Origin of the sequence: Halobacillus sp. BAB-2008 (assembly GCF_000328325.1) — a bacterium.
Lineage (GTDB): Bacteria > Bacillota > Bacilli > Bacillales > Halobacillaceae > Halobacillus.
In genome coordinates, this window is record NZ_ANPF01000072.1 from 1 (window position 1) to 10933 (window position 10933).

Annotated in this window: 11 protein-coding genes and 1 riboswitch; of the genes, 3 read left to right on the forward strand and 8 right to left on the reverse strand. The window is 48.6% G+C overall.

What is annotated here, in order from left to right:
• The coding region (ligD, locus tag D479_RS15705) for a DNA ligase D (protein ID WP_008638890.1) at positions 1-1366 on the forward strand (1366 nt) is incomplete at its 5' end.
• 73 nt (positions 1367-1439) lie between these two features.
• On the opposite strand, the gene D479_RS15710 is transcribed toward ligD, so the two are convergent.
• From D479_RS15710 to D479_RS15740, 7 genes are all read right to left on the reverse strand, one after another.
• Positions 1440-2996, reverse strand: coding sequence for a fatty acid--CoA ligase (locus D479_RS15710; RefSeq protein ID WP_008638891.1), 1557 nt, complete (start codon positions 2994-2996; stop codon positions 1440-1442).
• A 69-nt stretch (positions 2997-3065) separates the two neighbouring features.
• On the reverse strand, positions 3066-4205 hold the full coding sequence (locus tag D479_RS15715) for a thiolase family protein (RefSeq protein ID WP_008638894.1): 1140 nt from the start codon (positions 4203-4205) through the stop codon (positions 3066-3068).
• Between the two features lie 282 nt (positions 4206-4487).
• Positions 4488-5228: a Cof-type HAD-IIB family hydrolase gene (locus tag D479_RS15720; RefSeq protein ID WP_008638896.1), complete on the reverse strand. Its 741-nt coding sequence runs from the start codon at positions 5226-5228 to the stop codon at positions 4488-4490.
• Between the two features lie 122 nt (positions 5229-5350).
• Complete coding sequence (locus D479_RS15725; protein WP_008638898.1) at positions 5351-6538, reverse strand: M20 family metallopeptidase; 1188 nt, start codon at positions 6536-6538, stop codon at positions 5351-5353.
• A gap of 13 nt (positions 6539-6551) precedes the next feature.
• Positions 6552-7388, reverse strand: a complete 837-nt coding sequence (locus D479_RS15730; protein ID WP_008638900.1) for a MetQ/NlpA family ABC transporter substrate-binding protein — start codon at positions 7386-7388, stop codon at positions 6552-6554.
• A 15-nt stretch (positions 7389-7403) separates the two neighbouring features.
• Entirely contained in the window at positions 7404-8066 is a 663-nt protein-coding gene (locus D479_RS15735; protein WP_008638903.1) for a methionine ABC transporter permease, read from the reverse strand.
• Positions 8056-9084 carry a methionine ABC transporter ATP-binding protein gene (locus D479_RS15740; RefSeq protein ID WP_008638905.1) on the reverse strand — a complete coding sequence of 343 codons (1029 nt, stop codon included), beginning with the start codon at positions 9082-9084 and terminating at the stop codon, positions 8056-8058. Before D479_RS15740 ends, D479_RS15735 begins: the two co-directional genes overlap by 11 nt.
• A 92-nt stretch (positions 9085-9176) precedes the next feature.
• Positions 9177-9294: riboswitch (SAM riboswitch) on the reverse strand.
• Positions 9295-9467: 173 nt separating this feature from the next.
• Here D479_RS15740 and D479_RS15745 point away from each other — a divergent pair.
• Positions 9468-9851 carry a DUF302 domain-containing protein gene (locus D479_RS15745; protein WP_008638906.1) on the forward strand — a complete coding sequence of 128 codons (384 nt, stop codon included), beginning with the start codon at positions 9468-9470 and terminating at the stop codon, positions 9849-9851.
• A 53-nt stretch (positions 9852-9904) separates the two neighbouring features.
• Here D479_RS15745 and D479_RS15750 read toward each other — a convergent pair whose 3' ends face one another.
• Positions 9905-10618, reverse strand: a complete 714-nt coding sequence (locus D479_RS15750) for a YetF domain-containing protein (RefSeq protein WP_008638908.1) — start codon at positions 10616-10618, stop codon at positions 9905-9907.
• 141 nt (positions 10619-10759) lie between these two features.
• Between D479_RS15750 and D479_RS15755 the strand changes: the two genes are divergently transcribed.
• A partial coding sequence (locus tag D479_RS15755) for a metal-sensing transcriptional repressor (protein WP_008638911.1) occupies positions 10760-10933 on the forward strand: 174 nt, incomplete at its 3' end.

The following is a 10933-nucleotide window of genomic DNA, read 5'->3' on the forward strand; positions in this document are numbered from 1 at the left end:
AAAGCGAAGCCTGTACGCTCTCGTTCAAACCATCCAGCATCCTCACATCGTGCTTTCAGAAGTACACACCAGCCTAGAAAAGATAAAAGCATTAGTATTGCTTCACAGGGCGGAAGGGATTGTCGCAAAACACAAGAAGAGCTTGTACAGCGAAGGGGAGCGGTCCAAGCAATGGTTGAAATGGAAGAACTTCCGCAGCGTTTCCGGCTGTCTGACAGCCTATGATCCGGCCAACGGCTACTATGACGTCACTCTCATGGAGGAGACGTTGGGAAAGTTCAAAAATGGGCTGTCTGCCGAAGAAGCAGAAACACTTCAGATGTTTTTTAAAAGTAACGGAGAAAAGCAGGCCGGGAAGTGGTATGTAAGGCCAAGCGTCTGCGCGGATATCCATTGCCTTGATGCTGCGGATGGGGAAATGCGCGAACCTGCTTTTCACCGATTCCGATTTGATCTGACACCGGAGAACTGCACAAAAGAGAAGATGGAGTGGGACCTTTCCCTCTATCCTGAAGAAGTACCTGTCACGAACTCGGATAAACAGCTGTGGAAGAACGTCAGTAAGAAACAATACCTTCAATATATCCGTCCTATCGCACCTTACATGCTGCCATTCTTAGCGGAGAAGAAATTGACAGTAATCCGCTGTCCGGACGGGATTACTGCTGAATCCTTCTATCAAAAGCAAGCCCCGGATCATGCTCCGGACTATTTAGACACATGGGAAGAAAAAGACGGAAGCCGGATCCTTTGCAATAATCTCCCCTCGCTCCTTTGGCTTGCCAATCAAGGAGCAGTGGAGTTCCATATCCCTTTTGACAAAACAGATGCATCCTTACCCGATGAAATTGTCTTCGACCTGGATCCCCCAAGCCGGAAACACTTTTCACTTGCGATTACCGCTGCACAGTGGATGAAGCAGATGCTGGATGAAATCGGAGTCATCAGCTTCATCAAAACGTCTGGTAACAAAGGGATGCAGATTCATATCCCTATTCAAGCAGGCGACTTCAGCTATGAGGAAACGCGGAACCTTACCGAAGCTGTGGCGGAAACACTCGTACAAAAATGCCCGGACCTGTTCACAGTCGAACGCCTGAAGAAAAAACGAGGAGAGAAGCTGTATCTGGATTATGTCCAGCATGCAGAAGGGAAAACAATCGTTGCCCCCTATTCCGCTCGCCGTACCGATGAAGCCACGGTTGCCTGTCCGTTATTTTGGGAAGAGGTAAAAGAAGGACTGCGACCGGAATCCTTCACGATTAAGAACGTCCTGGCCCGACTCGAAGAGAAAGGCTGTCCGTTTCTCCAATATGAAGAGGCACGGAAGCGGCAGCCGGTCAAACAGTTGAAGCGACTCTTATGATTTTGTCGAAACATTTCCCGGGAAATGACAACAAAAAAGCGGTGCTCCCTGCGCATGAGAGCACCGCTTTCCCTTATTCCAACATAGCTGTCCGTTCTTCTCTTAATTTAAATTTCTGCAGTTTACCACTGGCGTTCCTCGGCAATTCTTCCATAAATACATATCGTCTCGGCCGCTTAAAGCGGGCCAGCCTTCCGCCTGAGGTGCAGAAAGCATCCAACTCTTCGGAGGACACCGGGTCCCCCTTACGGACAATGAAGGCGACCACCCGCTCTCCCCACATCTCATCCGGCTCCCCAACAACCGCCGCATCGAGCACACCAGGATGATCAAAGAGCACATCCTCTACTTCTCTCGAGTAGATGTTCTCTCCACCGGATAGAATCATATCTTTCACTCTGTCCCTTACCCACAGATATCCTTCTTCATCAAAGGAGCCGATATCACCGGTGTGATACCACCCTTTGTATAAGACTTCTTCCGTTTCTTCCGGCCTGTTGTAATAGGCCGTCATCATACTCGGCCCGCGGACGATAATTTCCCCCAGTTCGAACGGTTTGCAGATTTCATTGGGTTCCGCCGGTCCATGCTCATTCGTTCGCACGACCCTGACGTCATGATTAAGCAGCGCTCTTCCTGCCGATCCTGCTTTTCTTACTTGCTCCTCGTCCATCAATGCTGTAATGGCAGGGCCCATCTCCGTCATGCCATAAGCCTGGAGCAGTTCTACCCCAAGGGCGTCATGCAGACGCTTCGTGAGGGATGGAGCCATGGGAGCTCCACCGTATAATCCCTGTCGGAGCGTCTGGAAATCCTCTGCACTGAATTCTTCTTCCAGCACCATGTTCCACATCGTCGGTGCTGCAAACAAGCAGGTGATCTGCTCCTGCTTGACGGTTTCAATCAGTTCTTCCGCTTCGAAGTGGTGCATAATCACATTTGCTGCCCCTATCATAACGCGCGGGAAGAAGGCGCAGTGCAGTTCCGCACAGTGAAAGATCGGGGCAACCGTTAATCCGCGATCCTCTTTCGTGAGACGCAGACAAGCTGTCATAATCAGCGCTTGATCGATCATGTCACGGTGGGAGTGGATGACGCCTTTCGGTGACCCGGTCGTCCCTGACGTGTACATGATGGCATATGGATCGTTTTCATCGAGTTGACACACCGGTCGATCTGCTGTAACACTTGCCAGTCGATCGTGATAGTTTACGGCGTGCTCCTGCTCGACTTCATCAATGCTCCAAAATTCGATGGCTGGCATATCTGCAGCTATCGGAGCGACTTGTGACGCCGTAGCCCTCTCAAACAATACGACCTTAGGGGAGGCGTCGGTCAGAATATAGCGGATCTCCCGTTCTGACAGTCGGAAGTTGACCGGTTGGAAGACGGCACCGATCTTCATACAGGCAAACAGCGTCGTAGCAAATTCGGATGTATTGAAGAGGACAGTCGATACCCTGTCTCCCTTCTCCACTCCGGATGCCCGTAAAGCATTGGCAGCTCTATTCACTTCAATGTCCCACTCTGCATAAGTCCACCGGATTCCAAGTCGTAAATCCACCAAGCCTTCCTTATCCCCATGCTTCGCTACCGTTTGTTCGAACATCCCTTTAAGTGTTTGCGCCATCGTTTATCGACTCCTTTGTTTTTGGTTAGTCTAAAAACGGACCTGCCTCACCTGACGTTCTCCATGCAGTCATTTGATTCTTTCAATAATAGTCGCATTCGCCATTCCTAACCCTTCACAGACAGCCTGCAATCCGTAACGCGCGTTTCTCCTTTCCAGTTCGTGAACTAATGTTGTCATCAGCTTCACTCCTGTCGCGCCAAGTGGATGACCAAGCGCAATCGCTCCTCCGTTCACATTCACCTTCTCATGCGGTACCCCCGTTTCTTTCATCCAAAATAGCGGCACAGAGGCAAAAGCCTCGTTCACTTCAAAAAGATCGATATCCTCAAGAGCCAATCCGGCTTTTTCCAATGCTTTGTAGGTCGCAGGAAGCGGTCCTGTCAGCATGAGTGTCGGATCAGAGCCGATGACGGAGCGGGAGGCGATACGGCACCTTCCTTTGATTCCTTCTGCTTCCGCCTTCTCCTTTGACATAAGCAGTAGAGCGGCCGCTCCATCACTGATTTGACTGGCATTACCCGCTGTGATTTTCCCTCCTTCTTTAAACGGCGGCTTTAATTGTGCCAATGCTTCCATGGATGTATCCGTTCTTGGTCCTTCATCCCGGCTGCACACATCCCCGTCTGCTGTCGTAATTGGATGAATCTCTTTATCAAACCGCCCTTCTTTTACCGCTTGTATCGCCCGCCTGTGGCTCTCGACCGCATATAAATCTAGCGTTTCTTTCGATATGTCCCAGCGATCTGCAATACGTTCGGCTGAGAGACCTTGATGAATCAATTCATATGCATCCGTCAGGCGTTCGTTATCTTTCACTCCCTGCCGATTCGAAAACATCGGAACCCGTGACATACTTTCGACTCCGCAGGCAATGACAGCGTCCATATCCCCGCTTGCGATTGCCTGTGCCGCAAAATGAACCGCCTGCTGGCTCGATCCACACTGGCGATCCAATGTAACACCAGGGACTTGAACAGGAAAACCCGCGGTAAGGGCAGCAATGCGGGCAATATCTCCTGCCTGCTCACCAACTTGCGTTACACACCCGGCAATTACATCCTCCACCTGAGAAGGATCCACTCCCGACCTTCGCATCAATTCTTTCAGCAATTCCGCTAACAGAAGGTCGGGCCTGACTTCACGGAACATGCCTCCTCTCCTTCCGACCGGTGTTCTTACTGCGTCAATGATCACTACTTCTCTCATTCCAAAACCTCCCCGCCAGACCCCTTCCTGCCACCCGCAGATGCGGGTGCTGGGAGCAGGAAACGTCGGCGCTCCAAATCCATGTCTCTCTAACTACGTTGCTGTATTTCTCTCTTTGCTGAATATATTCCTTCCTGATATTTAAATTGATTACAAAAATATGAAATTAGAAGGATTTCGACAGACCAGAATGACGAAAAACTTCACGATCCCCCACGCGCCTATGTTCTCAGAAATAAAAAAAACCTTGCAGCAAAAACCTGCAAGGTTATCTGTATCCTTTTATTTCAGAACTTTTTCAATAGCGCGCGCTACTCCATCTTCTGCGTTTGTAGCAGTCGTGAAAGCCGCTGCTTTCTTAACATCTTCCTGAGCATTCCCCATAGCGACACCAAGTCCCGCTTCTTTGATCATCGCCATATCATTCAAACTGTCACCTACGGCCATCACTTGACTCATGTCCAAATCCAACCACTTGCAGACTTTTTTCAAAGCAGCTGCTTTATTCACACCAACAGGGTTGATTTCAATGTTCGTTGGACTGGAATTAGTCACTTCCAGCTCTTCATTGTTATTCAATTCTTCCAAGATGACTTCACGCACCTCATCGTCTTCTATGTCGAATCCGAATTTCAACCAGTCGTACTGATGGACCTCATTCTCAAACGGATCTTGACTATTATAGAGACCTTGTACGGTTGTAGACCAGAAATACAGGCCGTGTTCTTTTTTCAGTTCCCACAGCCTCTCGACATGTGTATGGTGGAGCTTATTCTGCTCTACCAGTTCGAATTGGTGATCATAGATTTCCCCGCCATTGATCGTGACGATGTAGGAAGAGCGTCCTAAAGATTCCGCAATATCCCTGCACCGGGACAGCGATCTGCCTGTACTTAGTACGACATGAATTCCTTGTTCTTTTGCTTCTTTTACAGCTTTTTCGTTAGCCTCAGAAACGGTGCCTTCATGACTTACGAGGGTCCCGTCCAAATCCAAGGCGATCAGTTTGATATCTTCCTTCATTTCTCCCACGTCCTCTCTATTACTGTATCCATTCTAATACATCCATGCCCCCGGTACAATAAATCCGTAAGCCCGGCAATAGAGAGACCCCATGTAAAGACAGATCTTTACACGGGGTGCCTTTATAGAGCTTGGTGCTCCTTCTTTATTTCCTGAAGCAGGACTTGGTCCAGCAGCAGGGTCAATCCTGTCTGACTTAACGCCTTGGCTCCTTTCATGAGCGCTTCGTCTCCCGCTTTCGAGCGGGCAGCTTCCCGAAACTCGTCCGTATGAGCAACAAGCGAGTCCGGGCCTATTTTGATATATGGATGAAGGGTAGGAATGACTTGGCTGACATTGCCTGCATCGGATGAACCGAGACCTTTACGCTCGGCATGATACACTTCGCCGAGTGCCTCGATCTTCTGCCGGAACACTTCATCAAACGTTGGGGTTACTTTAAAATTATCTACTCCGTTTTGAATGCGCGTCATTTTGTAATCCGCGCCTGTGATTCTCGCCGCACCTGCAGCGATTTCTTCGACCCTGCGTGTTACTTCATCACATGCTTCCCGCGTTGCTGCTCGTAAATAAAACCTCGCCCGGGCATAATCCGGAACGATATTAGGTGCCTGACCGCCATCCAAGATGACTCCATGGATCCGCACGTCATCCGGAACATGCTGGCGCAGGGCATTGATCCCGTTGTACAGTTGAATGACTCCATCCAAGGCGTTGATCCCGTCGTGCGGGTTGCTTGCCGCATGTGCACTTTTTCCGAAGAATTCAAAATCGACAGGATCGACGGCCAGCGTAGGCGCCGATCCCGACGTCCTCCCCATCGGATGAACCATCATACAGACATCTAAATCCTGGACGAGTCCGTGGCGGACGAATGTTCCTTTCGCGCTGCCGTTCGGTCCGCCTTCTTCTGCCGGTGTGCCGAGTACGACGACATCTCCTCCGGTTTGACTGATCAATTCCCCTAATGCAATGGCAGCCGCACAAGAGGCTGTGCCGATAATATTGTGTCCGCATGCATGACCAAGACCCGGCAGGGCATCATATTCTGCCAAAAACCCGATTTTAGGCCCGGGAACACCAGAGCTTTTCACCGCACGGAAGGCCGTTTCATGTTCTGGAATATTCCGATCGACGACAAACCCTTCCTTTTCTAAAAGAGTGGTCAGCGTATCTGCAGCGAAATATTCCTCGTTGCCTATTTCCGGGCGTTCATGAATGCTGTGACTGATGGATAGGTATTCTCCCCGCTTCCCTTCTATCTTTTGCTCAAGAAGGGCGGAAAGAGAAGTTGCTGTGTCTGCAGTCATTTCCTCCACTCCTTTACCAGCCGATATCTTCCAATGGGACAAATGTCGGAATAAGGGAATCGTTATATGTTTTCTTAATATGATCCGCTACATCCTCTTCTTGATAAAGCTCAACGATTTTCTGATAGACTTCTTTATCTGCTTCATCGGCACGAGCCGCAATGATGTTGATATAAGGTTGAGCGGTTTCATCCTCAATATAGACAGCGTCTTCCACCGGTACAAATCCTGCTTCAACCGCGACTCCATTATTAATGACGGATGCAGCGACATCGGGAAGGACACGTGGTGTCTGGGCAGCAACAATCGGTTCAAATTTCAAGTTCTTCGGATTATCTTCAATGATATCGAGCGATCCATTTCCGTCGAAATCTTCCGGTAGACCGATCAGACCCGCCTGCTCAAGGAGAAGCAGAGCGCGCCCCATGTTCGTTGCTTCTTTCGGGACAGCGATGGAACTTCCATCAGGAATGTCCTTTACATCTTTATATTTTTCGGAATAGACACCCATCGGAGCAATGATCGTCGTACCGATCGGCTTCAAGTCTAAATCGTGCTCTTCTATGAAGGAATCAAAATACGACACCGTCTGGAAAGCGTTCAAATCGATATCTCCATCAGCAAGTGCCATGTTCGGGCGCACGTAGTCCGCGAATTCAACCAGTTCAATGTCAATATTCTCTTTCTCTGCTTTCTCCTGGACTTTCTCCCAAATCGGGACGCCGGAACCATTCAGGCCTACCTTCACTTTCGTCTTCTCACCAGAGGCTGCGTCGCCTTCACTGGAGCACCCTGCTAATACAAAACTGATGATTGCGATGAAACTTAAAATAAATCCCCACTTTTTCATAATAATATCCCCCTGTTATTGTCTACGTATTTTTCTTGATATAAAGTTTCCAACCGTCTGCGTAAGCTGCACAATCAGTACGAGCAATAGGACCGTTGCAATCATAATATCTGTTTCAAAGCGTTGATAGCCGTAAGAGATGGCCAAATCTCCCAAACCTCCGCCTCCAACAAAGCCCGCCATGGCGGAAGCACCGACGAGACCGATCGTTGCAATCGTCAAGTTAAGAATGATAGAACTCAATGCTTCTGGTATATAAACACGACGTATGATCTGCCACGGTGTCGCTCCCATCGCTTCTGCTGCTTCGATGACTCCTGGTTTCACTTCGAGCAAGCTGCTTTCCACAAGCCTCGCTATGTACGGAGCAGAGAAGATGACGAGCGGAACGACAGCTGCTGCTGTCCCGATCGATGAACCGACAAGCAGACGTGTAAACGGCAGGATCGCTACGAGCAATATGATGAACGGAATGGAACGGAAGAAGTTCACAACCGCACTTAATCCGTTAAAGAACGGTTTATTTTGAAGCAGCCCTCCCTGTCTCGTAACAACGAGAAGTATTCCAAGCGGCAGGCCGATAAGCGCTGCTGCCAGGAGGGATATACCGACCATGACAAGGGTCTGGTATGTCGCTTCCCATATTTTCGGCCAAAAATCCATCAAATTAACCTGCATGTGCAGTCACCTCCTGTACCGTTACGGTTTGTTGGATATGGTGGATCGCTTTAAGAATTTCTTTCGCATCCCCTTGGAACTCCACGACTAAATGACCGAATGGAATACCCTGCAGTTCCGTAATCTGTCCGAACAGTACATTTACTTCCACATCAAAACGTTTTGCCACCTGTGAGAGGACCGGCTGTCCTGCGCTTTCCTCCACAAAGGTGATCCGGTAGATATTCCCGGAGGCATGGCGCTTTTCGATGCCGTCTAGAATAGACGCGGGTATATCATTCTCCATCACCGTCCTTACGAAATTCTTGGTTGTCGGATGCTGCGGATTGGAGAAAAGGTCGAAAATGGATCCACTCTCCATGACACGTCCGTTTTCCATCACTGCTATCCTGTCACACACCTCACGGACGACATTCATTTCGTGAGTGATCATCAGAATCGTAATGCCGTACTCGTCCCTCACCTTCTTCAAAAGTTCCAGGATTGACTTGGTTGTCTCCGGATCGAGAGCGGACGTTGCTTCGTCACATAATAGAATATCAGGGGAGGTCGCCAAAGCTCGGGCGATACCGACCCGCTGTTTCTGCCCGCCGGACAGCTGGTCCGGGTAATGATTTGCCTTTTCAGACAGACCGACGAAGGCTAGAATTTCCTTCACCCTTTGATCTATCTCTTTCTTCGGCGTACCGACAAGAGATAATGGAAATGCCACGTTATGGTGGACGGTTTTGGACTCCAGCAGATTAAAATGCTGAAAGATCATTCCGATGCGCTTCCGGACTGTCCTTAAATCCGGTTTGGACAGCTTCGTCAAATCCTCTCCATTGACGACGACCCTTCCTTCTGTCGGCCGTTCCAATAAATTAACAAGACGGACGAGCGTGCTTTTTCCAGCGCCGCTGAAACCGATGACTCCGAAGATTTCCCCTTTATGTATCGTCAAATCGACACGGTCGACGGCACGCAGTTCTTTCCCTTCGTGCTGATACACTTTCGATACGTTTTCAAACTGGATCATCGAATCCCTCCTATGCTTTCCTAAACAAAAAGAGCCTCTCTTCTTATAAAACAAGAAGAGAGGCTCACACGTATGTATATGAGATCCGTCTCTCCTCATCTGTCACGCCCACAGGCGTGCTGGAGTTGGCACAGTTTCTGACGGAGACATCCGTTCAGATCCGCTGCCGAGGTTTCAAAGGGCCAGTCCCTCCACCTCTCTAGATAAGAAGATCGATTCCATTCGTTATTCAATTATGTCACTGGTGAAAATGATAATACAGCCTCATCCACCTTGTCAATTCCATTTGTAACTTTTCTCAGAAAAATGGAGAAATTCAGATTCCATAGATACCTTAAAGGGTATGTATAGCCATAAATCAGGAAATTAAAAAGGAGGATTCTATGTTTCATTATACAGTTGAAACGAAGAAGAGTGTCGAGGATGCAGTGGAAAGCCTGGAACAACAGCTGAGTCTGGAGCAGTTCGGGGTCTTATGGAAGTTCAATGTCAAAGATAAGCTGACGGAAAAAGGATTGGACTTCCATCAGGAATTTCGTATTCTTGAAGTGTGTAATCCGAAAGAAGCAGAAAACATCCTATCCGAGAATACCCTTGCCGGTTATTTTCTCCCTTGTAAAATGGTCGTATATGATGAGCAGGGTAAAACAAAGATCGGAATGCCGAAGCCGACTGCTCTCGTAAGTCCCATTGGTGATGCTGCCGTTCAATCACTCGCCTCCGATATCGAGGAACGGTTGATTCACTGTATAAGCAAAAGCGTGTGAAATTAGATCCCTGGTCAGGGTTCACCCATCCGCACTCTACCAGGGATCTCCATTTAATGCTCGATAGGCGGAATTTTCGGATCCGTACCTTTCAACGAGTAGTGAAAAGACCCCCGGTTGGTTACCGCTCCGTAGAAGATATCCGAAACCGCATGGGGAGTGATCTGTTTCTCTACCCACGCTTCTGTCTTTTCCATACGCGCTATCATATCCTTTTGCAAAATACCGTCCATAATCAAGGGGACGTCATAACCCCCACCCCTATTCCATATACCTATGTCTTCTCTAGTAACGGGCTCTTTTCCCTGCTTCAATTGCACCGTCAATCTCCCGTCCGGTTCTATGATTGCCATGTATACGTCCTCAATCCGGAATACATCTTTTTCCCGAAGCATTTGTATTATATTATCAATGGAATAGCGAATTCGCTTAACGTTTTCACCAATCATCTTCCCTTCGAAAACGACAACAGTTGGTTCGAAGGTCAATAACTTTCCGAACCAAGGACTCCTCAGCTTCATCCATACAATGACTTTTTGTAAGAGCGCGATCGCTATAATAGCTGTCACCGTATGGATGTGGTTGATATTCGGATCAGCAATATCCGCTCCCACCACGGAGCCGAGAACCAGGACAACAACGAAGTCAAAGACAGGTAGTTCACCGATCGACCGCTTCCCCATAAAGAGACCTACGGCCAAAAGCAATGGCAGGATTGTGACGATTCTAAGCAGTACCTTCCAGGTATCCATCCAAAGTTCCATCATGTCACCTCTTCCTTAGCTTGGTATTCTATCGGTATTCTTATCCGAATCTTTTCTTGTTGACAAAAATACCACTAGGGGTATATTATTAGTCATGTACTGTTCAAAGCGAACAAAAATAACTGCTTAAGGGAGGCCGACGCAGTGGAATATAACACAGCTATGAAAAACAGAGTGAAACGATTAGAAGGGCAATTGAGAGGCGTACTCAAAATGATGGAGGAGAATAAAGACTGTAAAGATGTCATCACACAGCTTTCTGCATCCAGAAGCGCGATCGATCGTGCCATCGGTCTTGTCGTCAGCTCCAACCTTGCA

What these genes read in the sequence shown, in the direction of transcription:
- D479_RS15710 (WP_008638891.1), bottom strand. Translation starts at nt 2,996, where the DNA reads ATGGCGCAAACACTTAAAGGGATGTTCGAACAAACGGTAGCGAAGCAT.
- D479_RS15715 (WP_008638894.1), bottom strand. Translation starts at nt 4,205, where the DNA reads ATGAGAGAAGTAGTGATCATTGACGCAGTAAGAACACCGGTCGGAAGG.
- D479_RS15720 (WP_008638896.1), bottom strand. Translation starts at nt 5,228, where the DNA reads ATGAAGGAAGATATCAAACTGATCGCCTTGGATTTGGACGGGACCCTC.
- D479_RS15725 (WP_008638898.1), bottom strand. Translation starts at nt 6,538, where the DNA reads ATGACTGCAGACACAGCAACTTCTCTTTCCGCCCTTCTTGAGCAAAAG.
- D479_RS15730 (WP_008638900.1), bottom strand. Translation starts at nt 7,388, where the DNA reads ATGAAAAAGTGGGGATTTATTTTAAGTTTCATCGCAATCATCAGTTTT.
- D479_RS15735 (WP_008638903.1), bottom strand. Translation starts at nt 8,066, where the DNA reads ATGCAGGTTAATTTGATGGATTTTTGGCCGAAAATATGGGAAGCGACA.
- D479_RS15740 (WP_008638905.1), bottom strand. Translation starts at nt 9,084, where the DNA reads ATGATCCAGTTTGAAAACGTATCGAAAGTGTATCAGCACGAAGGGAAA.
- D479_RS15745 (WP_008638906.1), top strand. Translation starts at nt 9,468, where the DNA reads ATGTTTCATTATACAGTTGAAACGAAGAAGAGTGTCGAGGATGCAGTG.
- D479_RS15750 (WP_008638908.1), bottom strand. Translation starts at nt 10,618, where the DNA reads ATGATGGAACTTTGGATGGATACCTGGAAGGTACTGCTTAGAATCGTC.